21 protein-coding genes and 1 pseudogene are annotated in these 24,585 nt (G+C 69.8%); 10 read left to right on the top strand and 12 right to left on the bottom strand.

Going from position 1 to position 24,585, the window contains the following annotated elements; all coding sequences use genetic code 11:
* Positions 1-14 precede the first annotated feature (14 nt).
* The 3 genes from larB to CJ197_RS04920 are packed head-to-tail and all read right to left on the bottom strand — an operon-like array spanning position 15 to position 2,906.
* On the bottom strand, positions 15-740 hold the full coding sequence (gene larB, locus CJ197_RS04930) for a nickel pincer cofactor biosynthesis protein LarB (protein ID WP_102235639.1): 726 nt from the start codon (positions 738-740) through the stop codon (positions 15-17).
* On the bottom strand, positions 733-1,572 hold the full coding sequence (gene larE / locus CJ197_RS04925) for an ATP-dependent sacrificial sulfur transferase LarE (protein WP_102235638.1): 840 nt from the start codon (positions 1,570-1,572) through the stop codon (positions 733-735). The genes larB and larE overlap by 8 nt, the downstream gene beginning before the upstream one ends.
* Entirely contained in the window at positions 1,569-2,906 is a 1,338-nt protein-coding gene (locus CJ197_RS04920; protein WP_102235637.1) for a lactate racemase domain-containing protein, read from the bottom strand. Before CJ197_RS04920 ends, larE begins: the two co-directional genes overlap by 4 nt.
* Before the next feature lie 307 nt (positions 2,907-3,213).
* On the opposite strand from CJ197_RS04920, the gene CJ197_RS04915 reads away from it, so the two are divergent.
* The 5 genes from CJ197_RS04915 (at position 3,214) to CJ197_RS04895 (ending at position 8,763) form a co-directional block, all read left to right on the top strand.
* Positions 3,214-3,807 carry a DUF1349 domain-containing protein gene (locus CJ197_RS04915; RefSeq protein WP_102235775.1) on the top strand — a complete coding sequence of 198 codons (594 nt, stop codon included), beginning with the start codon at positions 3,214-3,216 and terminating at the stop codon, positions 3,805-3,807.
* Between the two features lie 10 nt (positions 3,808-3,817).
* Complete coding sequence (locus CJ197_RS04910; protein WP_102235636.1) at positions 3,818-4,456, top strand: NUDIX domain-containing protein; 639 nt, start codon at positions 3,818-3,820, stop codon at positions 4,454-4,456.
* A gap of 182 nt (positions 4,457-4,638) precedes the next feature.
* Positions 4,639-6,000, top strand: coding sequence for a TrkH family potassium uptake protein (locus tag CJ197_RS04905; protein ID WP_102235635.1), 1,362 nt, complete (start codon positions 4,639-4,641; stop codon positions 5,998-6,000).
* Positions 5,993-6,694, top strand: a complete 702-nt coding sequence (locus CJ197_RS04900; protein ID WP_233190647.1) for a TrkA family potassium uptake protein — start codon at positions 5,993-5,995, stop codon at positions 6,692-6,694. Before CJ197_RS04905 ends, CJ197_RS04900 begins: the two co-directional genes overlap by 8 nt.
* Before the next feature lie 368 nt (positions 6,695-7,062).
* The gene (locus tag CJ197_RS04895) at positions 7,063-8,763 is read left to right on the top strand and encodes an RNA-binding domain-containing protein (protein WP_102235633.1); all 1,701 of its coding nucleotides are present in this window, start codon (positions 7,063-7,065) and stop codon (positions 8,761-8,763) included.
* Between the two features lie 91 nt (positions 8,764-8,854).
* Here the strand turns inward: CJ197_RS04895 and CJ197_RS04890 are convergent, their stop codons facing one another.
* Positions 8,855-10,054, bottom strand: a complete 1,200-nt coding sequence (locus CJ197_RS04890; RefSeq protein ID WP_102235632.1) for an FAD/NAD(P)-binding oxidoreductase — start codon at positions 10,052-10,054, stop codon at positions 8,855-8,857.
* Between the two features lie 92 nt (positions 10,055-10,146).
* On the opposite strand from CJ197_RS04890, the gene CJ197_RS04885 reads away from it, so the two are divergent.
* Positions 10,147-10,974 carry a GntR family transcriptional regulator gene (locus tag CJ197_RS04885; RefSeq protein ID WP_102235631.1) on the top strand — a complete coding sequence of 276 codons (828 nt, stop codon included), beginning with the start codon at positions 10,147-10,149 and terminating at the stop codon, positions 10,972-10,974.
* 14 nt (positions 10,975-10,988) lie between these two features.
* Positions 10,989-12,386 carry an MBL fold metallo-hydrolase gene (locus CJ197_RS04880; RefSeq protein ID WP_102235630.1) on the top strand — a complete coding sequence of 466 codons (1,398 nt, stop codon included), beginning with the start codon at positions 10,989-10,991 and terminating at the stop codon, positions 12,384-12,386.
* A gap of 67 nt (positions 12,387-12,453) precedes the next feature.
* Here CJ197_RS04880 and CJ197_RS15110 read toward each other — a convergent pair whose 3' ends face one another.
* Both CJ197_RS15110 and CJ197_RS04870 read right to left on the bottom strand, forming a co-directional pair.
* A complete protein-coding gene (locus CJ197_RS15110; RefSeq protein WP_158239377.1) occupies positions 12,454-14,367 on the bottom strand; it encodes a hypothetical protein in 1,914 nt (637 codons plus the stop codon).
* Between the two features lie 136 nt (positions 14,368-14,503).
* Positions 14,504-15,259, bottom strand: coding sequence for a GH25 family lysozyme (locus tag CJ197_RS04870; protein WP_102235629.1), 756 nt, complete (start codon positions 15,257-15,259; stop codon positions 14,504-14,506).
* Positions 15,260-15,479: 220 nt separating this feature from the next.
* Between CJ197_RS04870 and CJ197_RS15860 the strand changes: the two are divergent.
* Together CJ197_RS15860 and CJ197_RS04860 are read left to right on the top strand one after the other, a co-directional pair.
* A pseudogene (locus CJ197_RS15860) lies at positions 15,480-15,644 on the top strand (type II toxin-antitoxin system ParD family antitoxin); the annotation flags it as partial.
* 128 nt (positions 15,645-15,772) lie between these two features.
* Positions 15,773-17,230, top strand: coding sequence for a LarC family nickel insertion protein (locus tag CJ197_RS04860; RefSeq protein WP_102235628.1), 1,458 nt, complete (start codon positions 15,773-15,775; stop codon positions 17,228-17,230).
* A gap of 302 nt (positions 17,231-17,532) precedes the next feature.
* Here CJ197_RS04860 and CJ197_RS04855 read toward each other — a convergent pair whose 3' ends face one another.
* Both CJ197_RS04855 and CJ197_RS04850 read right to left on the bottom strand, forming a co-directional pair.
* Positions 17,533-17,952: a PIN domain nuclease gene (locus CJ197_RS04855; RefSeq protein WP_102235627.1), complete on the bottom strand. Its 420-nt coding sequence runs from the start codon at positions 17,950-17,952 to the stop codon at positions 17,533-17,535.
* The gene (locus CJ197_RS04850) at positions 17,943-18,167 is read right to left on the bottom strand and encodes a hypothetical protein (protein ID WP_102235626.1); all 225 of its coding nucleotides are present in this window, start codon (positions 18,165-18,167) and stop codon (positions 17,943-17,945) included. Before CJ197_RS04850 ends, CJ197_RS04855 begins: the two co-directional genes overlap by 10 nt.
* Positions 18,168-18,311: 144 nt before the next feature.
* Between CJ197_RS04850 and CJ197_RS04845 the strand changes: the two genes are divergently transcribed.
* A complete protein-coding gene (locus tag CJ197_RS04845) occupies positions 18,312-18,662 on the top strand; it encodes a hypothetical protein (RefSeq protein WP_102235625.1) in 351 nt (116 codons plus the stop codon).
* A 59-nt stretch (positions 18,663-18,721) separates the two neighbouring features.
* Here the strand turns inward: CJ197_RS04845 and ppsA are convergent, their stop codons facing one another.
* From ppsA to CJ197_RS04825, 4 genes are all read right to left on the bottom strand, one after another.
* Positions 18,722-21,100, bottom strand: a complete 2,379-nt coding sequence (gene ppsA, locus CJ197_RS04840; protein ID WP_102235624.1) for a phosphoenolpyruvate synthase — start codon at positions 21,098-21,100, stop codon at positions 18,722-18,724.
* 23 nt (positions 21,101-21,123) lie between these two features.
* On the bottom strand, positions 21,124-21,945 hold the full coding sequence (locus tag CJ197_RS04835; RefSeq protein WP_369801483.1) for a pyruvate, water dikinase regulatory protein: 822 nt from the start codon (positions 21,943-21,945) through the stop codon (positions 21,124-21,126).
* Positions 21,946-22,147: 202 nt separating this feature from the next.
* On the bottom strand, positions 22,148-23,188 hold the full coding sequence (locus CJ197_RS04830) for a hemolysin family protein (RefSeq protein ID WP_102235622.1): 1,041 nt from the start codon (positions 23,186-23,188) through the stop codon (positions 22,148-22,150).
* A complete protein-coding gene (locus CJ197_RS04825) occupies positions 23,185-24,543 on the bottom strand; it encodes a hemolysin family protein (RefSeq protein WP_102235621.1) in 1,359 nt (452 codons plus the stop codon). The genes CJ197_RS04830 and CJ197_RS04825 overlap by 4 nt, the downstream gene beginning before the upstream one ends.
* Positions 24,544-24,585: the final 42 nt, after the last annotated feature.

Below are 24,585 nucleotides of genomic sequence, written 5' to 3'. Positions count from 1 at the left end.
GGGCCCGGTGAGTCTCAACCGCGGTGTGAGCCCTCGCTCGTCGGCGCCCAACGGGCAATCTGGGCGGCCAGATGCCCGGCGCCGTAGCCGTTGTCGATATTGACCACCCCAATGCCGGGGGCGCAGGCGGAGAGCATCGTGAGCGCGGCGGTGACACCGCCGCTCGCGACGCCGTAGCCGACGGAGGTGGGCAGCGCGACCACGGGGGCGCTGATCTGCCCGGCGATCACCGTGGGCAGGGCGCCATCCATCCCGGCGGCGACGACCACGCAGGCGGCCTCGTGCAGCTCGGGCAGGCGACGCTCAAGCCGGTGCAGCCCCGCGATGCCGATGTCGGCGATCAGACGGGTGGGACGGCCCAGGTAGCGGGCGGTGAGCTCGGCTTCGCGCGCCGCGGGCAGATCGCTCGTGCCAGCGCAGGCCACGATCACCAGGCCCCCGCTCGGCTCCGGGGCCTCTGCGGGCCAAGCGAGCAGGCGCGCGGCGGGATCATGGTGGGCGGCAGGCAGGGCAGCACGGATGGCAGCGGCCCGCTCGGCATCGGCGCGGGTGAACAGGATGGGGCCGACGTCAGCCGGGTCGCACCGGGCGTATTCAGCGGCGATGCGTGCCACCTGCTCGACGCTCTTGGCGTCGCACAGCACAGCCTCAGGGGCGCCGCGGCGGGCCCCGCGGTCCAGGTCCAGGTCCGCCAGGCCGTCGATCCGGCCGGGGTCCGGATGGTGGCCGGGCTCAGCCACGCCCCACCACCTGCAGGTGGAACAGGCCCGAGCGGATGCCGTCGAGGTCCACGGTGACGTGGGCGAAACCGGCCTGCTTCCCGGCCCGCAGCAGCTGTTCACGCAGCTCCGGCTCGAGGGCGTGGGGCAGCTCGTCGCTCGGGAGCTCAAGACGGGCGATGCTGCCGTGGTGACGGACCCGGCAGTCGCTGAACCCGGCGGCGAACACCGCGTCCTCCAGCTCATCGATCTGCCGCAGCTTCTCGGGGGTGACGGGCTCGCCGAAGGGGACGCGGGAGGCCAGGCACGGGGCAGCGGGCTTGTCGGCCACGGGCAGGCCGAGCTCGCGGGCGGCGGCGCGCACATCGGCCTTGGTCATCCCGGCCCTCGCGAGTGGCCGCAGGACCTGGTGGCGGGTGGCGGCACCGGCGCCGGGCCGGTCGTGGCGCTGGGCGTCATCGGCGTTCTCGCCGTAGGCGACCGCGTCCAGGCGATGCTGGGCGATGATCTCCTCGTCGATGCGGGTGAACAGCTCGTCCTTGCAGTGGAAGCAGCGGGCGGCGTCGTTTTTGCGGTAGTCGGGGTTCTCGCCCTCATGGGTTTCGATCTCCACGACCTCGACGCCGATCACGGCGGCGACCTCATGGGCGAGACGGCGCTCCCGGCGGGCGAGCGAGGGCGAGATCCCCAGCAGCGGCACCACGTTCTCGGCGCCGAGCTCACGCACGGCGAGCGCGACGAGCACCGCGGAGTCCACGCCGCCGGAGTAGGCGACGCCCAGGCGGGAGATGCCCGCGAGCTGCTCAGCGACGGTGGGGTGGGCGGTGTCGGTCGGGGCGGGGCGGGCGGTCACTGGTCCTGCTTCTCGCTCGCGAGGCGGAACAGCACCTCACCGGCGTGGTCGATCACCAGGGTGTCGGGGTCCTCGCGCAGCGCCTCGATGTCCAGGCTCTCGGGGTCCATGTACAGCAGGTTGTACTCCTCGCAGACCTCCCGCGGGATGGAGGAGGCGACATAGCGGTTCACGCGCGGACGCTCCTCACCGGTGGCGGGATCGTAGGTGCCCAGGCCCGTCACGTGCGTGGAGTGGGCGAGCTCGCCCCAGGGATGCTGCTCGAAGCGGTCCCACTGCTTCGTGAAGTACTCGATGGTGTGGTAGCCGATCTCGCGCAGCCCCGGGTGCATGGCAGCGACCTCGGTGATGTGCGGGGCGTAGATGATGACGTCGCCGCCGTCGGCGCACACCGGCTCGGACTTGTAGAAGCCCTTCGCGCCGGTCCACAGGTCGTCGTACATCTCCGGGACCAGGGCGACGATCCGCCGGTAAGGCTTGTCCACATAGGTGATGTGGGTCTGGGCGGAGATCTTCGCCATCGCAGCCCAGGCGGCCTGCGGGTCGCCGAACGCGACGGCACCCAGGCCCTTCCCGCCCTCGGTGACGTCCATGGTGAAGCACAGCTTCTGGTTGTCGATGAGGTCGCTCGCCGCGTCGATGAGCTGGCGCACGGGCGTGATGCCGAGGGTGCCGATGATGCGGCTGGCGGTGATGAGCGCCCCCACCCAGTGCGAGATGTCGATGACGTCGTGGACGGAGCAGCCGGGGAAGAAGTACTTGTTGCCGCCGGAGAAGCCCACCACCTCATGCGGGAAGACCGGGCCGACGATGAGGTTGACGTCCGATTCGACGCACAGGCGGTTGATCTGCACGCGCATGGGCTGGTCGGTGAGCAGATTGCCGGTGAGCTCGGCGATGCGCTCAGCGGGGATCTCGCCGAGGTCGGCGATCGCGGACGGGTCATCCCAGGCGTGATTGACGACCTCCCAGCCGGGGTAGGTCGCGGCGGCGCCGCGCTCGGTGGCGCCCAGCAGCTGGTCGATCGCCTCCTCGCTCATCGCGGCGTGGGTGCCGAGTGCGATGAGCACGGTGACGGAGGCGGCGCGGCCGGCGAGGGCTTCGTGGATCGCAGGGAGCACGAGCGGCAGGGGCACGTTGCGGGTGCCGTCGGGAATGATCAGGCACACGCTCTTGCCGTCGAGGTCCTGGTCGTCCAGCTGCGCGGTGACGAAGTCGTGGATCTCCTGGTGGCTGAGGCTGCCCTCGGTGCCGCCGATCAGGGCGGCACGCTCGGCGAGCCCTGCGGGGATGGGGAGGATCTCAGGGCCGGGAGTCTGCGTCGTCTCGCTCATAGGTCCACTATGCGCGGCCGGTTGACGGCGGACAAGGACGGGCCAGGGGTTGCCAGGGGTGACGGGGCTGTGGGGCCGGGCCGGGACCGAGGCTGGAGGAGTGGGCGGAGGAAATTGACCTCTCAGCGGCACGCGCCCTGCATCGTGCACGCACCGTGCCGCTCAGAGGTCGATTCCCTCCGCTGGTCCGCGTCCACGGACAGGATGGAGATTCCACGAACGGCACTCTCCTGACCGGCCGCCTGCATAGTGCACGCGGCCGGTCGCTGGAGTCCCTTCCGTGGAATCCAGCAGCTACCGTGACGGGATGACGACCCCGCACAGCACCCCGCGCCCCTGGGCTGACGGCCGCTGGACCACCCCTCCGGCCGCAGCGCGCACCGACGGTGAGGACCTGCTGGTCACGGCCGTGGAAGGCTCGGACGCCTGGCGGGTGACGAGCTACGGCTTCATCCACGACACCGAGCATGCGCTGCTGGCGCCCCTGGCCGAGGGTGAGGCCGTGGAGGTGTCCTTCCGCGCGGACCTGCCCAAGCAGTTCGATCAGGCCGGGGTGTTCGTGCGCGTGGATGCAGAGACCTGGGTGAAGGCGGGCCTCGAGCGCTCCGACGGGGTGCTGCAGCTGGGTGCGGTCGTGACCGCGGGGCGTTCGGACTGGTCGGTGGCCCCGGTCGATGACTGGGCGGGCCGCGAGGTGACGGTGCGGGTGAGCCGCACGGGAGATGCCCTCATCGTGCGCGCAGCCCCGGTGGGCGAGCCGTGGCAGTTCGTGCGGGTGACACCGCTGGATCCGGAGGCCGTGGCAGAGGCCGGGCCGTTCCTGTGCGCGCCCACCCGCGCGGGGCTCGAGGTGCGCTTCACCGCCTGGCGGACGGGCCCGGCGGACGCGTCCCTGCACTGAGTCTCGCGCCATGCCCAACCGATCACCCCTGCTCCCCTGCCTCCTGCGCGCCGGCCACCAGCTGCAGCGCCTCTGGTGGCGGGTGCGTCGGCCGCGGACCTTCGGGGTGCAGGTGCTGCTGCGCCACCCCGACCGCTCGGGCCGTGTGCTCGCGGTGCGCCACTCGTACGCGGACCCGGAGCGCTGGAGCCTGCCGGGGGGCGGATACCGGCCGCGGCGTGAGAGCGCCCAGGACGCGGCGCGGCGTGAGGTGCGCGAGGAGCTGGGCCTGGAGGTCACCGGCACCCTCGCCGTCCTCACCACCCGCACCGTCACCACCTCCGGGAAGCGCGACACGGTCACCGTGCTCACCGGCACTGCGGCGAGCGCGGACGCGCACCTTTCCTACGAGCTGCGCGAGGCCCGCTGGGTGCGTCCGGACCTCACCGACCTCGCGGGCGAGCCTACTTCGCAGTGGCTGCGCATGGCCCTCGATCGCCTAAGAGCTGTACGAGGCCGACAAAGAACTCCTGGACCTCAGCGTGCGGATCCTCGACCGCATGGCGCTGCTCGACGCGGACGGCCGCCGCCGCGCGCTCACCGCGGACCTCAGCCCGCACCTGCTCGCCACGGCCACCACGGGGCCCGTCGGCGAGGATCATGCGCCTGACGAGCCACTCGACCGTGACTTCGAGGGCCGCGCGGCCTCCGAGGATGACGAGGACAGCAGCTTCCGGACGGCATCACGCGCCCGGCGAGACCGTCGCGAGCGTGACCGCGCGTAGCTGACGTCACAGAACCGGGCCCCGCCCCCGGGTGGCATCCCGCGCCCGGAGGCGTAGGATCCCCGGCGTGCTCGACCCCGTCGCTGCGCGCCACCGCCCAGTGGACCATCGACCCCGACCGGCCCGGACCGTGTTCCTGGGCTTCGCCGTGGCCGCGGTCCTGGGCACCCTCTCGCTGATGCATCCGGCCGCCTCCACCGGCCAGGGCGGTGCCACGCCCCTGCAGGCGCTGTTCACCGCCGTCTCCGCACTGTGCGTGACGGGCCTGGTCACCGTGGATACGGCGACGTTCTGGACGCCGCTGGGCCACGTGGTCATCATGGCGCTGATCCAAGTGGGCGGCTTCGGCGTGATGACCTTCGCGTCCGTGGTGGGGCTGATGGTGGTGCGAAAATTGTCCTTGCGCTCCACGCTGACCGCCGCCGCGGAGGTCAAGAGCCTGGGACTGGACGACGTGCGGCACCTGGTCCGCGGGGTCGTGCGGATCTCCCTGCTCATCGAAGCGGTCGCCGCCGTGATCCTTACGCTGCGCTTCGCCTTGGGATACGGCGAGTCCTGGCCTCGCGCCCTCTGGCTGGGTGTCTTCCACTCGGTGTCCTCGTTCAACAACGCCGGCTTCGCCCTGTTCAGTGACAGCCTCATATCCTTCGCCGACGACGGCATCATCCTGCTGACCCTGTCCAGTGCGACGGTGCTGGGCGGCCTGGGGTTCCCGGTGATCATGCAGCTATGGCGGTATCCGGCCACCCCGCGCCGCTGGAGCATGAACACCCGCTTGGTGCTGCTGATGACACCTCTGCTGCTGGCGCTCGGCACGGTGTACATCACGGCGATCGAATGGGCGAACCCGGCCACACTCGGCGCTCTACCCCCGGCCCAGCGCCTGCTGAACGGCCTGACGATGTCGGTGCAGACCCGCACATCGGGCTTCAACTCTGTGGACGTCGGGGCGATGGATCCTGCCACGTGGCTGGGGATGGATGCGCTGATGTTCATCGGCGGCGGGCCGGCGGGTACGGCGGGCGGCATCAAGGTCACGACGATCGCAGTGCTGTTCCTGCTGGCTCTCGGGGAGCTGCGCGGGGCGGGGGCGGTCACCGTGGCCGGGAAGCGACTCTCGCGCGCCGTGCATCGGCAGGCGATCACGGTGGTGATGCTCGCCGCGGGCCTGGTGCTGGCCGCCACTACCGTGCTGATGCTGCTCACGGATCTCGCCCTGGATCAGATCCTGTTCGAGGTCACCTCAGCCTTCGGCACCGTGGGGCTGTCCACCGGGATCACGGCGGACCTGCCCGGGGCGGCGCAGCTGATCATCATCGCCCTGATGTTCATCGGGCGTCTCGGGCCGATCACAGCGGCGACCGCGCTCGCGCTGCGTCCCCGCACTGTCCTGTATGAGCTCCCCAAGGAAAGGCCGATCATTGGCTAAGCACAGGTTTCTCAGCGCCTTCGATCCCACCCGCCTGGCATCCCGGCAGGCTGTGGCCGTGATCGGCCTGGGCCGCTTCGGTCAGTCCCTGGCCCGGGAGCTGATGGCCGACGGCGCGGAAGTGTTGGGTATCGATGTCAGCGAGGACGTTGTCCAGTCCCTCAACGGGCAGCTCACCCACGTGGTCGCCGCCGACGCGACAAATGAGGAGGTGCTGCGGCAGCTCGGCGTGACGGAGTTCGAGCGGGTGGTCATCGCGATCGGCAGCCACCTGGAGTCCAGCATTCTGATCACCTCACTGCTGCTGCGCTTCGGCGTCCCGCACATCTGGGCGAAGGCGGTCAGCGATGCGCACGGCCTGATCCTGCAGCAGCTGGGGGTTCCGCATGTGGTGTACCCGGAGAAGGACATGGGCCGACGGGTGGCACACATCGTCCTGGGCAGCATGGAGGACTTCATCGAGATCGACACCGACTTCGCCATGGTGAAGACCCAGGTGAACCCTGCGTATGACGGGGTGCGCCTGGGAGACAGCGCCATCCGGCAGCGCCATGGCGTGACGGTCTCGGCGGTGAAGCACCGCGGCGCGGGATGGGAGACCGCAACTGCGGACACGGTGTTGCGCGAGGGCGACGTCATCCTGGTGATCGGCCCCAGCCGCAAGGCCGAGCGCTTCACCCGCGCGACGCCGTGAGGAAATCGGGGCCAGGCGTTCCGCGCGACGGGTCAGATCTCCCGGTGTACTGCCTCAGGATCCTGACCCGGGATAGCCCGCCGGGTCCCGAGCAGGAATCGCATCTTCACCTTCATCTGCAGCATCGCCAACGAAGCTCCCCGACCGCGCCGCACCATCCGCTCCGCCGCGATCGTGGATAAACCCGGCCGCTGCAGCGGGACACCTTCAGGACCCCGTCAGCACCTCCGGCCTACTACGGCAGGCAGCTTCCCATAGCACGGCAGAGACGAGCCGTCTTGACCGCACACCTAGGAGTTGTTCCGCCGAGTTGTTCAGAGTTGTTTGTAGTTGTTGCAACAACTCGCAAACAACTCTAGTCTCGGATCATGCCCACGTCACCGTCGTTGCCGCAGGCGATCCGTACAGCCCTGGAGGCCATCTCCACCGGCGCCCGACCCGCGGACGTCGAGGATCAGCACCTCGACTTCAAAGAGGATCCTGCGACCACTCCCGCACGCAATCCTGACGCGCGCCGGATCGAGGTGCTGCTGGACGCTACGGTGTGCTTCGCGAACGCCGACGGCGAGTCCCACATCATTCTCGGCCTCCGGGACAAGGCCGCTGGTCCAGCAGCGTTCACGGGAACCGATGCTGATGCGCACACCATCCGGGCGAAGATCTTTCACAACACCAGACCGCCTCTGACCGTCGACGTCACGGAGCTGGATTGGGATGGGGTACGACTGCTGGACATCCGTATCCCCCCGGGCCTGACGGTTTACTCCCGCTCCAACGGAGCAGCGACGATCCGCGACGGGGATTCCTGCCGGGAGCTCACTGATCGCGAACGCCAGGCGATCGCGTTCGCGCGGGCGAACCCCGACTACACCGCACGGCCCTCATCACTGGGGATCAGCGACCTGGACCCCGCCGCCATGACACTCGCTCAGCGCCTGCTTGAGCACCGCTCCCCTGGCGAGCGCGCCACTTCCGCGGAGGATGTGCTGCGCCGCCTGGGCGTTCTCGACGACCGGGGAACACTCACCGTGGCCGGGGAGATCCTACTGGCCAGCACCGATCGAGTACTTGCTCGTCACCTCTGGCGACGCACCCCTGGGGCAGAGCCGTCCACCACGGAGTACACCGGTCCGCTCCTGCTCGCCATGACGTCAGTGCGCGAGCGCATCTCGGCTCTGTCGGATCCAGAGAACTCTCGCGTCGAACTGCCCAGCGGGCTCGAACGCCCTATCCCCGATTTTCCTGCGCAGGCTGTGGACGAGTCGGTGACCAACGCCTTTGTCCACCGTGACTGGGCGTCACAGATGCCGATCGACATCGACCACTCTCCGATCAGGCTCAGCATCGACTCGCCCGGACCGCTCCCGCACGGCGTTCAACTAGACCAGATCCTCAGCACCCGCTCCATGCCTCGCAACGTGGCGCTGATGCGAGCTCTGCATCGCCTGGGCTTGGTAGAGGAGACGTCACGCGGCTTCGACCGCATGTGGGTCTCGATGCTGCGAGATGGGCGCACGGCACCCCACGTCCAGGCCGACAACTTCCACGTGTCTGTCACGTTCACCGCAGATGCGGTAGACACAGCGTTCATCCGCTGGCTCAGCGCCCTGGACATGACTCTCGGGCCCGCAGCGGAGGTGAACAGTCTCAATGCCCTTCTGGTTCTCAAGCATCTGGAGAGCGCGCCCGTCCTGTCCGGGCGCCAAGCCTCTGTTCTCCTCCAGGTGGGGATTTCGGAGGCGCGCGCGGTCCTCGGCTGGATGGTCAGCACCGGTGTGCTGCAGGAAGCGCAGGGCGCTGACGAGTGGCAGCTCAGTGGGCAGGCGCGCAACGAGTTCTCCGCCTCTGGCGGCACCGCTCCCCAGGCCGGCGCGGTCGAGCACTGGGTGATGAGCGCGGTGCAATCCGGCGAGACAGTCACCAATCGCGCCATCGCCTCCGCCACCGGCGCCCCCGCTCGGGAGGTCACGCAGGTTCTGCGCTACCTCGCCAACACCCGTCGCATCAAGAAAGACCCCGATGGTCCCACTCGAGGCCCGGGGGTTCGATGGATCGCGGCCGACCTCTGACCGCACCCGACCCGAGAGTTGTTTCCCAAAGTTGTTCAGAGTTGTTTGCTGATGATCAAACAACTCCGCAACACGGCAGGCGGCAGATCTCTCAGGCCCTGCCCTTGAGCATGAGGTTCCAGTACATCGCGGGCAGCCCGTAGCGCTTGAGCAGCCACATGTCCTTGCGGGACTTCGTGGTGTCGATCTTCGGGAAGCTCGGGGTGGGCCGCATCGTGTAGTCGAACTCGGCCAGCAGCATCGTCGAGCGCGAGGTGGTCAGCGGGCACGAGGCGTAACCGTCGTAGGAGCCGGTGAGCTCCTCGCCCTTCATGCGGGCCAACAGGTTCTCCACCAGCACCGGGGCCTGCTTACGGATCGCGGCGCCCGTCTTGGAGTTCGGGGTGGAGCCGGCATCACCGAGCGAGAACACATCGGGGTAGCGCACGTGCTGCAGGGTGTGCTTGTCCACCTGCACGTAGCCGGCGGGGTTCTCGGGATCGGCGAGCGGCGTGCGCTTCAGCCAGTCCGGCGCGGACTGCCGCGGCACCACGTGCAGCATGTCAAAGGCCAGGGTCTCGGCCTCCCCGCCGTCGTTCGGGGTGATGGTCACGGTCTTGCCGGGGCCGTCAATCGCGGTGGCCTCGCTGCTGAAGCGGACCTCGATGCCGTAGTCCTGTACCACGCGCTCGAGCTCCTCGGCGAACTCCGGCACGCCGAACATGCCGGGGGTGGGCAGCACGAGCACCACGCGAATGTTGTCCAGCACGCCCTGCGTGCGCCAGTAGTCGGCGGCGAGATACGCGATCTTCTGCGGGGCGCCCGCGCATTTGATGGGGCCCGACGGCATCGTGAACACGGCAGTTCCCGAGCGCAGCTGTCGGATCAGATCCCAGGTCTTCGGGGCCAGGTCGAAGCGGTAGTTGGAGGACACCGCCGGGGTCTCGAGCGCCTCGGCCATGCCGTCGATCGCGTCCCAGTCCAGCTGGATGCCGGGGCAGACGACGAGCTGGTCGTAGGTGATCTGCACACCACCGGCGGTGGAGACGAGCTTCTGCTCGGGGTCGATGTCGGTGGCGCGGTCCTTGATCCAGGCCACGCCCTGCGGCATGACCGATGCCTCGGAGCGGACGGTCTCCTTCTGCCGTGCGCAGCCGCCGCCCACGAGGGTCCATAGTGGCTGGTAGTAGTGCTTGTCGCTGGGTTCGATGAGGCCGATGTCCTCGACCCCCTGGCGGCGCAGTCGCGCGGCGACGGTGATGCCGGCGTTGCCGCCGCCGATGATGAGGACGCGGTGGTGGATGCTGGTCATCGTTGACCCCCTGGGGTGTTGTGCGTGGCCCCGTCTTGCCCGCGGGCCGGAATGTACGTACCTTAGGCGGCGGAGAGTTCAGGAGGCAAGAGATGCCGGCGATCGATCTGATACGTGACGGGGGCCCCGCGCTGTGGCGCCAGGTCGAACAGGACCTGCGGCGGCGCATCGACCTGGGCGAATACCCCACCGCCTTCCCCGGCGAGAAGGTGCTGGCAGCAGAATACGGCGTCAGTCGGCAGACCATGCGGCAGGCCCTGCGCCCGCTGCGTGAATCCGGCCTCGTCAGCGCTGAGCGCGGCCGCACCCCGCGGGTGTGCCCGGGCGTGGTCGAGCAGCCCGTCGGCGTGCTCTACAGCCTGTTCGCCTCCGTGGAGGATGCCGGACACAGCCAGGACAGCCGCGTGCTGCGCCTGGAGGAGACCACCGACCCGGAGGCCGCCGCCCACCTGAACCTCCCCGCAGACCATCCGCTGCTGGTCCTCACCCGGCTGCGCTGCTCCGACGGAGTGCCGCTCGCACTGGACACCGTCTACCTCGACGCCGAGCTCGCCCGTCCACTGCTGGACGCGGACTTCTCCCACACCGCCCTGTACACGCAGATGGAACAGCGTCTGGGCGTCGTGCCCCGCTTCGGCCACGAAGTCATCGAGGCGGTCACCCTCGCGGCCGAGGACGCCGAGCTGCTGGGCGTCACCCCCCGCTCCCCCGGTTTCCGCATCGAACGCTTCAGCCGCAGCGAACGGGGGGCGATCGAATGGCGCATCACCCTCTTGCGCGGCGACCAGTTCCGTCTGACCTCCCATTTCACCCCCACCACCGGGCAGAGCTGGGACCTCACCCGACCCGATGCCCAGCCCGATGCCCAGCCCAACGACAGCCCCACCCGCCGGACGAACGGCCACCCCGCCACCGACTGACCCAGGAGAACCCCATGCTGCTCGAACGGATCTACGACGAAGACCTGGCGCAGGCCAGCTACATGATCGGCTGCCAGGCCAAGGGCGAAGCCCTCGTGGTGGACCCCCGCCGCGATATCCAGGTCTACCTGGACCTCGCCGCCCGCCACGGCCTGACGATCACCGCGGTCGCCGAGACCCACATCCACGCCGACTTCCTCTCCGGCACCCGGGAGCTCGCCGCCGCCACCGGCGCGACCGCGTACGTCTCCGGTGAGGGTGGGGAGGACTGGACCTACGGCTTCGGCGCCGAGCTGCTGCACGACGGCGGCACCATCACGCTCGGCAACATCACTGTCACCGCCAAGCACACCCCCGGCCACACCCCCGAGCATCTCGCTTACCTGGTGACCGACGGGGCAGTGACCGACCAGCCCGGCTACTACCTCACCGGTGACTTCGTGTTCTCCGGGGACCTGGGCCGCCCGGACCTGCTCGATGAGGCCGCCGGCTACCAGGACACCCGGTTCGCAGGCGCCAAGCAGCTGTTCGCCTCCCTCAAGCATGCCTTCATCGACCTGGGCGATCACATCCAGGTCTTCCCCGGTCATGGCGCCGGCTCCGCCTGCGGCAAGGCGCTTGGCGCTCTGCCGTCGACCACCGTGGGCTATGAGCGCAAGTTCGCCTGGTGGGCGACGTACCTGGAGAACGACGATGAGCAGGGCTTCGTCGAGGAGCTGCTGGACGGCCAGCCCGATGCCCACGCCTATTTCGCCCGCATGAAGCGGCAGAACAAGCAGGGCCCGGCGATCATGGGTGAGCGGCCCGTCCCGCGGGAGGTCAGCGCCACCCAGCTCAGCACGGGGATGGCCGATGGTTCCCTCGCACTCGTGGACACCCGCCCGGTCGAGGAGGTCCACGCCGGCACCGTACCCGGGGCGCTGTCCCTGCCGAACCTCGGCAAGGCCGCCACGCACATCGGCTGGGCCTTCGATCCGGAGTCCGATGACGCCGAGCTCGTGGTCCTCGCGCCTGATGCCGAGACCGCGAGCGAGTGGAGCGACCACTTCGTGCGGGTGGGCGTGGATCGCCTCACCGGCTACCTGCCCTCCCTGGAGGAGTTGGAGCTGTCGGCCCCGGCGGTGGTGGCTCCCGCGGATCTCGCGGCGCTGCGCGAGAGCGAGCCGGAGGACTACCTGCTGGATGTGCGCAACCGCTCCGAGCATGCCGCCGGCACGATCCCGGGGGCGGAGCAGCTGAGCGCCGGGAAGGTGCTGTTCCACCAGGACCAGCTGCCCGAGGGCACGAAGCTCATCACGTTCTGCCAGTCCGGGCAGCGCAACACGGTGGCGTCCTCCGCGCTGCGCCGGGCCGGCTGGGACGTCGTGGAGCTGCAGGGCAGCTACGGCGCCTGGGAAAAGGAGCAGGGCTGAAGCTCAGCGGCTGACGAGGCCCGGACCGGCATCTGACCGGTCCGGGCCCGACGGGGGCCTCTGCTGCTCAGGCGTCCCCGTCGGCGCTCTTCTCCTCGCGATTCTGCGCGGCCTGCTGGACCCCGCGCGCCACGGCGGTCGCGGCATCGAGGTAGGCGTTCTGCGTGGATTCGGAGGTGGTGGCGTAGTCGATGGCGCCACCGCGCTTGAGGGCATCGTCGAAGGGGATCGGCAGCACCTCGGCGACCTGCGGCGCGAAGGCGTCCGCGAGCTCTTGCGCGACGGCCGGGCCGTCGGGCGATCCCTCCGGTTCGAGCTCGTGCATGAGCACGACGGCCGAGCGCACCAGCTCCTCGTGCCCGCTCGCGACCAGCGCCTTCATCATCTGCTGGGCCACGCGCGCGGAGTCGTGGCTGGCCGCGACGGGGATGACGAGCTGATCGGCGGCCTCGAGGGCGGCCTGGAAATGGCCGGTGCGCATGTTGTTGCCGGTGTCCACGAGGATCAGCCGGTAGAAGCGCGTGAGGATCTCGTGGACGGTCGCGAAACCCTTGGCGTCCACGATGTCCTGCCGGGTGGGGTCCTCATCGGAGGCCAGCACGTCGAAGTGGCTGTCCCCCTGCGGACGCACGAAGGCGTCCAGGGCCCCCAGGCGGCTGCCCTCGATCGAGGAGAAAAGCCCCTCGGCGCCGTGCAGCAGGTCCACGACGGTGCGGGTGTGGTTGCCGACGCGGGACCGGTCCCCGAGGGTGCCCATGGTCTCGTTGGCATCCCATGCCACGACGGACCCGCCGCGCACGATGCCCATGGTCGCGGCGAGCAGGTAGGTGCTGGTGGTCTTGCGTGCGCCGCCCTTGGGGTTCGCGATGAGGATGGTGCGGGCACCCTGGAAGTTGGTCTGGATGACCTCGCGCTGCTCGCGCCGGCGCTGTTCCTGCTGGCGCCGACGGGCTTCGCGGCGGCTCGAGGCGCGCTGCTCCTCCTCCTGCCGGACGGCTTCGGCGCGGCGCTCCTCCTCGGCGCGGCTGCGCTCCTCGGCCAGGCGCGCGCGGCGCGCGGCGAGCTCTTCCTCGGAGGGCTTCAGCTTCATGCCCAGTCGGCGGTTCCAGCTGCCGCGGGATCCCTCGGTGGCGGGTTCCTGGGCGATGCGCTGCCACTCCGGGTCATCCTCGGCGATGCCGTGGTGCGCGGGGGCGGGCTCCGGTGCCGACGGCTGGCCCGGGATCGGCTGCGGGACGGGCTGCGGCTGGACCGGCTGGGGCTGCTGCATCTGCGGCTGCCCCTGCTGCATCTGCGGGGAGGCCTGCGGCGGCTGCGGCGAGCCCTGCCCCTGCTGCGGGGCGGACTGCGGGTACCCCTGCGCCTCATCCGCGGGCTGCGGGGCCGGGGCCGGGGAGGGCGCGGTGGGCATCGGGGCGGGGCTCGCCGGCTGATACCACGCGTTGACCTCGGGCTGCTCCGCGGCCGGAGCCGCCGGGGCCGAGGGTGCTGAAGGCGCAGAGGGCGGCGGGGCAGCCGACGGGGCCGACGGGATCGGGGCAGCCGACGGGGCCGACGGGATCGGGGGCGCCGACGGGGCCGAGGCTTCGGCGGCCTGCGGCGCGGGCGCGGCGTGCGTCGGCCCGGGCGGCGGCGGAATCATGTCCGCTCCTCCCGCGGGGCGGACCACCGTGGCTTCCAGGTCCGGTTCATCGTCCACCTCATCGGCGGTGGAGCTGGCCCCGGGCACCGACTGGATCATCGGCTCCGGGGAGGCGGGACGCGTGGCGCCGAAGGGATCGACCATGATCTCGGAGCTGCGACCCTCGGCCAGCACCGTGACCTGCAGATCCCGGCCCGCGGCGCGGGTCTCCTCGACGGCGAGCTGCAGCAGCTGCCGGCGGGTCTCCGCCGGGTTCGGCGCACTCACCGGCTTCTCGCCGCGCGGGGTGTGCAGCACCCCCGTGCCGTCGGGGTGGATGATCATCCGCAGATCGCTCATGGCCGGGGCTCCTCCAGGGGGTCGCGTAGTCCGCGGTCCACTGTAGTCACCGCTCCGGCCCCCGGGTGACGGGTACGCCTGCGTGGATCACCCACCCCGCGTACGGGGGTGCGATGGAAACCACCGTCGCGGCTCGTCAGTTGCTGACGGGGTCGTAGTTCGGGTCCACGAGGAAGGCCTCGAACTGCTCCTGGTTGCCGTGCCACAGGTTCTGGTCACCGGCGAAGGCGCCGCTGTCGTTGTACTGCCAGATCTCCCAGGCGTTCCAGGTGCCGGGGATCTGGGTGCCGACGGGCGGCTCGGCGGTGTAGGCGGCCACGTGCAGCGGCACGTTCTCCGGCGCCCAGTTCGGGCCCACCTGCGCGTCCCAGAACCATGCGCCGGTGTACACCACGGGGGTGCGGCCGGTGCGCTCGCGGTAGCGGTCGATCCAGGCGACGATCCAGCCCTGCAGCTCCTCCATGCCCATGCCGTTGGGGTTGTCCTCGACATCGAGCATGCCGGGCATGGTGCGGCCGTCGTCGCTCCAGCCGCCGCCGTTGTCCACGAAGAAGTCGCACTCGGCCACGGGGTCGGAGTTGCCCGGCTCAGTCCAGTGGTAGGCGCCGTGCACCAGGCCGTGCTCGTAGGAGCCGCCGTACTGCTGGGAGAAGTACGGGTTCTTGTACCAGTTGCCCTGGGTGGCCTTGCAGTAGGCGAAGCGGGACCCGGCGGCGGCCTGCGCGGCCCAGTCCACATTGCCCTGGTGGGAGGAGACGTCCTGGCCGCGGATCGCGGTGTCCTCCGCCCGAGCCATGGTGGCCGGGAGGGTCAGGGCAGCGGCCCCGCCACCCAGCGCCGCGGTGGCGGCGAAGAAGGATCGACGGTCGAAGGAACGGGTGGTCGGGAACATCTCGGTTCAGCTCCTTGGCGCCGGGTGGCGCATGTCTCGAGGTCCTGTCGTTCTCGACGCTAAGGATCTGGCGGGCAGGCCACCACCGGCCGAAGGTGCTGTTCCCACTGCCGACGGGTCAGATGACCCGGCACGTTGGAGCCACACGGGAAGCAGGGTCAAAGAGCGGTAACTCATCACGCATGGCAGAACCTGCCATACCTATAGAGGAGGTGGTGAGATGCCGACGCGAAATGTTGTGCTCAGCGACCATCAGCACAAGCTCGTCGATTCACTGGTTTCGACGGGGCAGTACCAGAACGCCAGCGAGGTGCTCCGGGCGGGGCTGCGCCTTCTAGAGCAGCACGAAGCCGAACAGCGAGCCAAGCTGGCGCACTTCGGGCAGCGGCCGCAGTCGGCCGGGCGGACATCGCCGAGCGGCGCTTCCGCGAGATCGCCACGGACGACCTCGACGACGTACTCCAAGAGCTCGGCGAGTAGGCACGCTGACCCAGCGTCGATAGGCTCGACTGCATGCTTGCGCACATCGACGCCACCGCCGGAATCGCTGGAGACATGCTGCTGGGGGCCCTCGTGGACGCCGGCGCGGACCTTGAGCACATCCAAGAAGTGCTGGACGCCCTGGTTCCTGGGTCAGTGCGTTTCGTGCGGTCCGATGTGGACCGTGGCGGTCAGCGGGCGGTGAAGGTCGACGTGGAGGTCCTCGTGGAGGATCCGCCGCATCGGACCTGGGCGTCGATCCGGCAGATGCTGCAGCAGGCGCCCGCAGCGGTACCCGCGCGCACCGTCGAGTTGGCGCTTGAGGTGTTCGGCCGACTCGCTGCGGCGGAGGGCGCCACGCACGGTGTCCCCGCTGACGAGGTGCACTTCCATGAGGTGGGGGCGCTGGACTCGCTGGCTGATGTGATCGGCGCGTGCGAGGCCTGGCGTCAGCTCGAGATCACGGACGCGACGGGCAGCGTGCTCGCCGTCGGCTCCGGGCGGATCCGTGCCGCGCACGGCGATATCCCGGTGCCGGTTCCGGCGGTGGCGCGCCTGGCGCTCGGATGGCCGACGGTGGCCGGTGAGCTCCTGCCCGCGCGCGGGCACCACCATCATGGGCATGGGCATGGGCATGGGCATGGGCATGGGCATGGGCATGGGCACGGGCACGGGCATGACCACGGCCACGGGCATGACCAAGGGGACAACCACGCACACGCTCACCAGCGCGACCACGATGCCGCGCACGCTCACGAGGAGGAGCTGCCGGAGCACGCCCGGGGCGGCCCGCACGCGCACGGCTCCCCCGCCGGCGTCGCCCCCGGCATCGGCGAGCTCGCCACCCCGACCGGTGCGGCGCTGCTGCGCGGGCTGGCGGCGAGCGCCGGTCCGCAGCCGCCGATGACGGTCACGACTCTCGGCGTCGGCGCAGGCACGAAGGACACCCCGGGCCGGCCGAACGTGGTGCGAGTCTTCATTGGCACGGCGCCCGCCACCGACAGCGCACCCGGCGCAGTGACGCAGCAGGCAGCCGACGCCCATGACACCCCCGCTGCCGCCTGGCAGCTCGAGGCGAACGTCGACGACCTGGACCCGCGGCTCTGGCCCGGGGTGGTCGAGGACCTGCTCGCGGCGGGGGCGCTGGATGCCTGGCTCACGCCGATCGTCATGAAGCAGGGGCGGCCTGCGGTGACTGTCCATGCGCTCGTGCGCGAAGGCGCGGAGCTGGAGCTGTCCGCTCTGCTCATGGACCTCACAGGCACGCTCGGGGTGCGTCGGCATCGGGTCGAGCGGGAGATCCGTACGCGAGAGTTCGAGGAGATCGAGGTGCGCGGCCAGCGGATCGCCGTGAAGGTCGCGCGCGGGGCCGACGGGCAGGTGGTGCGCCGCGAGCCCGAGTTCCGCGACGTTGCCGCCGCCGCCCGCAAGCTGGGCATCAGCGCCCGAGAGATGCTGGACCTCGCACGCGCCGCTGTCGCCGAGAGCTAGGGCTTTTCTCTCCTGTGCCGTGACAGGACTCGCGTTGCTAGCACACCCACGTGCAGAACACTCAGCAGGTATGAGCCGCCCGTAGCACGAGCTGATAGAGCTGGCGGACGTCGATAAGCGGGTGCGATTGCCGACCCCATCGGCTTCACTGACATCGTGGACGCTTCATACATCATTCCGACGCCTCAGCACCTCACCGCCGTCGGCGAGGGCCGCGCCCATTCAACGTCCGCGTGCATCTGCATCCGCAACATGGCCTCACCTCCCCCGCATGTCATCGGGAGGAGGAAGGCGTGCCCCCGTCAGTCCACAACGAGATGCTCGACCGGCTGCCCTGTGACCGACGCGATCAGCAAGAAGTCTTTGTCCGCAGCGAGCACGGTCAAGCCTGCTTTCTCGGCTGTCGCGGCAATAAGGAGGTCCGGAATCGAGGGGGCTCGGTGATGCCCTTGATCTGCCAGCAGCATCTGGACCTCGAATGCACGGTCCTCCATCGCAGGCGTCAAATGTTCGATCGGCATCAGCGATAGTGGCGGCGCGGTGAAGGCTTCGCGCCCTGATTGACCTGACCGCACGGAGAATCCCAGTTCAAGGCGCGTCACGGTAGAGAGACGCACGAGCCCGCGCTGGATGCGGGAGTTCCATTCGTCAAGCGCTGGAACCTCGCCCCGTTGCATCCGGACATAAGCTGACTTATCCAGAAGCCAGCCTTTCACCGCCACGCGTCCTCCATCACGGCCTCATCAGCCAGATCGGCGAAGACCTCTGCGGAACGCTGCCAGTCGGCAGCCGTCACCCGCACGACATCGGCCCGGGCTGGAGTCGACTCGAAGTGCCGACGCAGGTACTCGTTGCGAGACAGACCTTGGGCAGCAGCTGCATGATCGATCCGGGCTACCGCCTCGGTGCTGAGTCCCCTGATAAGCACATCCGTCATATCCATCACCTCAGCCCCGACGATATCGCGATATCGCGCGGGCGTCGATCGGGCACACCTCCGCCTGCGCCCCCACCACCCTCGACCGCGCGTGAGACCTGGGTCATACTCGAGGTCAGCATTCCTGACCTCCGGAGGTGTCCGATGGCCGACCTTGATGAAGCGATCCAGACCGCGATCAAGCGCGCCCGAGAGGCGGCTAACGGTCGGCATGCAGAGCGCCTGGTGCACGACGGCCCGCTACGCCAGACCGTGATCGCCCTGGCCCAGGGCACGAGCCTGGGTGAGCACAACGCCCCGCCGGCCGCCTCGATCCATGTGCTGCGGGGCCGCCTGCGCGTGACCGGCCAGGACCCGGTGGAGCTCGTCGAAGGGCAGCTGGAGGCTCTCACCCATCACCGCCACAGCGTGGAGGCGCTCGAGAACTCCGTGTTCCTTCTCACCACCGTCACCTCGCAGCACGACACCGGCAGCCACCCGCAGATCCAGCTCTGAACCACCGCTGACAGGACGGGCCCCGGCCGCACGGCCGAGGCCCGTCCCCGTCGGACCTGTCAGCTGCCGGTGCGCTCCTGGGAGGCCAGGCGCAGCCAGGTGTCCACCACGGTGTCCGGGTTCAGCGACAGCGAGGTGATGCCCCGCTCCATCAGCCACGCGGCCAGATCCGGGTGGTCGCTGGGGCCCTGCCCGCAGATGCCCACGTACTTCCCGGCCTCGCGGCACGCGGTGATCGCACGGTCCAGCATGAACAGCACCGCCGGGTCACGCTCATCGAACGCCTCCGCCACCAGGGCGGAGTCACGGTCCAGGCCCAGGGTCAGCTGCGTCATGTCATTGGAACCGATGGAGAAGCCGTCGAAGTGCTCGAGGAACAGCTCGGGGGTCGCGGCGTTCGAGGGCACCTCGCACATCATGATGACCTCGAGGCCGTTCTCGCCCCGGCGCAGACCGTTCGCGGCCAGCAGGTCGATGACGCCCTTCGCCTCGCCGGGGGTGCGCACGAAGGGGATCATGATCTTCACGTTCTCAAGGCCCATGTCCTCGCGCACGTGCCGCAGCGCCTCGCACTCCATCGCGAAGCACTCCGCGAAGTCCTCGGAGAGGTAGCGGGAGGCGCCGCGGTACCCGATCATCGGGTTCTCCTCCTCCGGCTCGAAGATGCTGCCGGCCAGGAGGTTCGCGTACTCATTGGATTTGAAGTCGCTCATCCGCACGATCACCGGCTCCGGCGCGAAGGCCGCGGCGATCGTCGCCACGCCCTCGGCCACACGGGAGACGAAGAATTCGCGAGCCGACGGGTAGGCGGCGATGCGCTCCGTCACCTCCGCGGCAGTGCGCTCATCGAGCTTCTCCGGCTCCAGCAGGGCGCGCGGGTGGATGCCGATCTGCCGGTTCACGATGAACTCCAGCCGCGCCAGGCCCACCCCGGCGTTCGGCAGGCGGGAGAAGGCGAAGGCCTGCTCCGGGTTGCCGACGTTCATCATGATCTTGGTGGGCAGCTGCGGCATCGACTCCACGGAGGAGGACGCGACGGAGAACTCGAGGATCCCCTCGTACACGTACCCGGTGTCCCCCTCGGCGGCGGAGACGGTGGCCTCCTGCCCGTCGGCCAGTTCCCGCGTGGCGCTGCCGGTGCCCACCACGGCGGGGATCCCCAGCTCGCGGGCGATGATCGCGGCGTGGCAGGTGCGACCGCCGCGGTTGGTGACGATGGCGCTGGCGCGCTTCATGATCGGCTCCCAGTCGGGGTCGGTCATGTCGGCCACCAGCACCTCGCCGGGCTGGAACTCGTGCATCTGCTCGATCCGCTCGAGGACCCGCACCGGACCCGCACCGATCTTCGCGCCGATCGCACGGCCCTCGGCGAGCACCGGGCCGCGCTCGGCCAGGTGGTACTTCTCGACGGTGGAGCCGGCGCGGGACTGCACCGTCTCGGGGCGGGCCTGCAGGATGTACAGCCCGCCATCGGCCCCATCCAGGCCCCATTCGATGTCCATCGGGCGCCCGTAGTGCTCCTCGATGATCAGCGCCTGCTTGGCGAGCTCCACCAGCTGCTCATCGGTCAGCGACAGTTTCGTGCGCTCGGCCGGGTCCACGTCCACGAAGGCGGTGGAGCGGCCGACGGTCGCATCCTCGGTGTAGACCATCTTGGTGGCCTTGTCCCCCACCTGCCGCTTGAGCACGGGCGCCTTGCCGTCCCGCAGCGCGGTCTTGGAGACGTAGAACTCGTCGGGGTTCACCGCGCCCTGCACGACGCCCTCGCCGAGGCCGTAGGCGGAGGTGATGAACACGGCGCCGTCGAACCCGGACTCGGTATCCACCGTGAACATGACGCCGCTGGAGCCGAGGTCGGAGCGGACCATCTTCTGCACGCCCGCGGACAGTGCCACCGCGGCGTGGTCGAAGTCGTGGTGGACGCGGTAGGCGATCGCCCGGTCGTTGTACAGGGAGGCGAAGACCTCACGGATCGCGGTGAGGACCGCGTCGATCCCGCGCACGTTCAGGAAGGTCTCCTGCTGCCCCGCGAAGGACGCATCGGGCAGATCCTCGGCGGTGGCGGAGGAGCGCACCGCGAAGGAGGCCTCATCGCCGCTGCCGGCGGCGAGCGTTTCGTAGGCCTCACGGATGTCCGCCTCGAGCTGGGCGGGGAAGGGCTGGGCCACCACGAGGTCGCGGATCTCCTGCCCGGCTTCGGCGAGCGCCACCGTGTCATCGGTGTCCAGGTCCGCCAGACGAGCGTCGATCCGCTCGGCGAGGCCCGTTCCGCCCAGGAACTCGCGGTAGGCGTCGGCGGTGGTGGCGAAGCCGTCGGGGACGTGGACGCCCAGGCTCGTGAGGTTGGAGACCATCTCGCCCAGGGAGGCGTTCTTGCCGCCCACCTGGTCCAGGTCCTTCATGCCGAGTCCGGAGAACCAGCGGATGCTCTGCGACATGGGTGTGCTCCTAGGGGACGGGGTCAGCAGGCGGCGCCGCGCTGACCGAGGGTTTGCAGGATGAGGGTGGACATCTCCTCCACGGATTTCGTGGAGGAGTCGACGTAGGGGATGCGGTAGGTGTCGTAGATCCGACGGGCGCGCGAGAGCTCCCAGCGGGTCTGCTCCATGGAGGCGTAGCGGGAACCGGAGCGGCGCTCGCCGCGCACCGCGGCGAGGCGCTGCGGGGAGGTGAGCAGGCCGAAGCAGCGGTCGGAGACTGCGCGGATGGTCTCGGGCAGCACCTCGCCCTCGAGCTCCTCGTCCACCAGCGGGTAGTTCGCGGCGAAGATGCCGTGCATGAGCGCGAGGTACATCGAGGTGGGGGTCTTTCCGCAGCGGGAGGGGGCGATGAGGATGACATCGGCCTTCTCGATGGCGCGCACGGACTGGCCGTCGTCGTGCTCGATCGCGAACTCCACGGCGGCCATGCGGCGGTTGTAGCGCTGGGAGTCGGCCACGGAGTGCAGGCGGGCCGGGGCGTGGTCGCCGGGGACTCCCAGCTGCTGCTCGAGCACGCCCATCGGGTCGGAGACGAAGTCGATCACGGTCGCGCGGGTCTGCAGGATGGTGGCGCGCACGTCCATGTCCACGGCGGTGAGGAACACGATCGGGGAGACGGGGCCGGCGGCGGCCTCGTCGAGCTCGGCACGGACCTGCTCGGCGTCGGCGACGCTGGAGACGAAGGGCCGCAGATGGCGCTCGAAGGGGACTTTCGGGAACTGCAGCAGCAGGGCATTGCCCATGGTCTCGGCGCTGATGCCGGTGGAATCGGAGACGAAGTAGACGGGGACGACGGTGCTCACGGACAGGCCTTCCCGGGGGACACGACGGTGTGCTGGCTCGACCGTATCCATGCCCGATGACCGCGCGTGCCACTGCGCCCCGAAGGTGTCCGGTATCACGGAGGAAATGCGCGATGACGACTGGAAACGCGCACGGAGCGGCACAGTCGGTCAGGGGCGCTGCGCAGCTCCCCCGCCGACGGTCCCGGGGCCGGACAGCTGGTCAGGCGGCCAGGCGGGAGTCGTCGCGGATCTGGCCCACGAGCTCCTCGAGCATGTCCTCCAAGGTGACCACGCCGATCACGGTGCCGTCGGCGGCCGTGGCCGCTCCGAGGTGGGCGCCGGAGGCCTGCATGTGCGCCAGCGCATCCTGCAGCGGCTGGTCCGCGCCGATCCGGGGCAGGGCGCGGATGCACTCAGCGGGGATGGGGCGGTCACGGTGGTGCTGGACGGCGTCCAGCAGGTCCTTGATGTGGACGTAGCCCACCAGGGAGCCATCGGCCGCCTTGATGGGGAAGCGGGAGAAGCCCTCGACGGCGGCGGCCTCGGCCTGCGCGGCGGTGACCCCTTCGGGGAGGGTCGCCACGCGCGGCAAGGGGATCACGACGTTCGCGACCGAGCGGGCCTCGAAGCGCAGGGCGCCCAGCAGCAGTGCTTCGTCGTTGTCCTCCAGCAGCCCGCCCTCTTTGGATTCGCTGACCATCGCGGCCACCTCGTCACGGGTGAACACGCTGGTCACCTCGTCCTTGGGCTGGACGCCGAGGAGCCGCAGCACGAGGTTGCCGGTGGAGTTCAGCAGCCACAGCAGGGGGCGGATCACGGTGACCACACCCATGAGGAGCGGGGCGAGGATCAGGGCCATGCGGTCCGGGCCGGCCAGGGCGATGTTCTTGGGGACCATCTCCCCGAACACCACATGCAGGTAGGTCACGAGCGCGAGGGCGACCGCGAAGCTGATGGGGTGCAGCAGCGCGCCGGGCACCCCGAGGGATTCCAGTGGCATCGCCAGCAGGTGGGCGATGGCCGGTTCGCTGATCGCGCCGAGCGCCAGGGAGGCGACGGTGATGCCCATCTGCGCGCCGGCCATCATGAGAGACACCTGCTCCATCGCGGAGATGGTGACCTTCGCGGCCCAGCTGCCCTCGAGGGCCTTGGGCTCGATGACGGAGCGGCGCGCGGAGATCAGGGAGAACTCCGCGCCCACGAAGAAGGCGTTGGCCAGCAGCAGCACGAGGGTCAGGCCGATGCCCAGCAGGTCGCTCATCGGTCCTCCTCCTCGGTCTCCTCCGGGAGGGGTTCGACGCACACGTGGATGGTTTCGATGCGCATGCCGTCCATCTCGGTGACGACGAGCCGCAGCTGCGCGGGCTCCTCGCCCGGGGCGGGGTCGGTGGGGACCACCACTTCATCGTCGACCTCCGCGAGGCGCCCGAGCTCCATGGTGAGCAGGCCGCCCAGGGTGTCGTAGTCCTCGTGCTCGGGGACGGTCACGCCCAGACGCTCGGTGGCTTCATCGGGGCGCAGACGCGCATCGAGGTCCCAGGAGCCGTCGGGGTCGGGGACGTCGTCGTGCTCATCATCATGCTCATCGCGCACTTCGCCGACGATCTCCTCGACCAGGTCCTCGAGGGTGATCAGACCCGCATGGTCCCCGAACTCGTCGACCACGATCGCCATCTGCAGGCCGCCGGCGCGCAGGGTGTCCATGAGGTCATCCAGCGGCACGGTGTCCGGCACGTAGGTGGCGGGGTCCATGACGGAGCCGACGGTGGTGGTGGACCGTTCGGGGTGGGGGACGGCGAGGCCGTGGCGGATGTGGGCGATGCCCACGACCTCGTCCTCGTCGTCGCGCACGGGGAAGCGGGAGTGGCCGGTCTCGCGGGCGAGCTCGAGCAGGTCAGCAACGGTCTGTTCGACCTCGAGGGAGTCCACGCGACCGCGCGGGACCATGGCGTCGTGGGCACGGCGGTCGCCGAAGGCGAGGGTGCGCTGGATCAGGGAGGCGGTCTCCGCAGCGAGCGCGCCCTCGTCGGCGGAGCGTTTGACCAGGACGGACAGCTCATCGGCGCTGCGAGCGGAGGACAGCTCCTCCTGCGGCTCCACACCGAGGGCGCGCACCACCATGTTCGCGTTGCCGTTGAACAGGCGGATGGGGAGCATGAAGATGCGGGTGAACAGGCGTTGGAAGCCGACGACGAGCTTGGCGGTGCGCAGCGGTTCGGCGATCGCGAGGTTCTTGGGGACCAGCTCCCCGAAGATCATGGTCACGCCGGTGGCGAGGATCAGGGCGATCGCGACGGACACCGAGCGGGCGGCGACGGCGCTGAGCCCGGCGTCCTCGAGCAGCGGGCCGGTGAGCGCGGCGATCGCCGGTTCGGCGAGGAAGCCGATGCCGAGGTTCGTGACGGTGATGCCGAGCTGCGCGCCGGACAGCTGCGTGGACAGGGTGTGCATGCCGTGCAGGACGCCGGCGGCGCGCTTGTCACCGTTCTGCGCAGCGGCTTCGACGTCGTTGCGGTTGGCGGTGATCAGGGAGAACTCGGCGGCGACGAAACCGCCGCAGGCCAGCACCAGCAGCAGGCCGACGCCCAGGGAGACAAGTGGACCGATCAGGTCCATGAGCGGATCCCTCCGCCCGGGGTGAGTGTGTGATGGCCCGAA

It is taken from the genome of Brachybacterium sp. UMB0905 (assembly GCF_002871795.1).
Taxonomy (GTDB): Bacteria; Actinomycetota; Actinomycetes; order Actinomycetales; family Dermabacteraceae; genus Brachybacterium.
Note: the sequence above shows the minus strand (reverse complement) of the source record. Positions and strands in the feature narration are given on the sequence as shown.

Excerpts from the sequence above, each read along its gene's own strand:
- CJ197_RS04920 (WP_102235637.1), bottom strand. The coding sequence starts at position 2,906 with ATGAGCGAGACGACGCAGACTCCCGGCCCTGAGATCCTCCCCATCCCC.
- CJ197_RS04915 (WP_102235775.1), top strand. The coding sequence starts at position 3,214 with ATGACGACCCCGCACAGCACCCCGCGCCCCTGGGCTGACGGCCGCTGG.
- CJ197_RS04910 (WP_102235636.1), top strand. The coding sequence starts at position 3,818 with ATGCCCAACCGATCACCCCTGCTCCCCTGCCTCCTGCGCGCCGGCCAC.
- CJ197_RS04895 (WP_102235633.1), top strand. The coding sequence starts at position 7,063 with ATGCCCACGTCACCGTCGTTGCCGCAGGCGATCCGTACAGCCCTGGAG.
- CJ197_RS04890 (WP_102235632.1), bottom strand. The coding sequence starts at position 10,054 with ATGACCAGCATCCACCACCGCGTCCTCATCATCGGCGGCGGCAACGCC.
- CJ197_RS04885 (WP_102235631.1), top strand. The coding sequence starts at position 10,147 with ATGCCGGCGATCGATCTGATACGTGACGGGGGCCCCGCGCTGTGGCGC.
- CJ197_RS04880 (WP_102235630.1), top strand. The coding sequence starts at position 10,989 with ATGCTGCTCGAACGGATCTACGACGAAGACCTGGCGCAGGCCAGCTAC.
- CJ197_RS15110 (WP_158239377.1), bottom strand. The coding sequence starts at position 14,367 with ATGAGCGATCTGCGGATGATCATCCACCCCGACGGCACGGGGGTGCTG.
- CJ197_RS04870 (WP_102235629.1), bottom strand. The coding sequence starts at position 15,259 with ATGTTCCCGACCACCCGTTCCTTCGACCGTCGATCCTTCTTCGCCGCC.
- CJ197_RS04860 (WP_102235628.1), top strand. The coding sequence starts at position 15,773 with ATGCTTGCGCACATCGACGCCACCGCCGGAATCGCTGGAGACATGCTG.
- CJ197_RS04850 (WP_102235626.1), bottom strand. The coding sequence starts at position 18,167 with ATGACGGATGTGCTTATCAGGGGACTCAGCACCGAGGCGGTAGCCCGG.
- CJ197_RS04845 (WP_102235625.1), top strand. The coding sequence starts at position 18,312 with ATGGCCGACCTTGATGAAGCGATCCAGACCGCGATCAAGCGCGCCCGA.
- ppsA (WP_102235624.1), bottom strand. The coding sequence starts at position 21,100 with ATGTCGCAGAGCATCCGCTGGTTCTCCGGACTCGGCATGAAGGACCTG.
- CJ197_RS04830 (WP_102235622.1), bottom strand. The coding sequence starts at position 23,188 with ATGAGCGACCTGCTGGGCATCGGCCTGACCCTCGTGCTGCTGCTGGCC.
- CJ197_RS04825 (WP_102235621.1), bottom strand. The coding sequence starts at position 24,543 with ATGGACCTGATCGGTCCACTTGTCTCCCTGGGCGTCGGCCTGCTGCTG.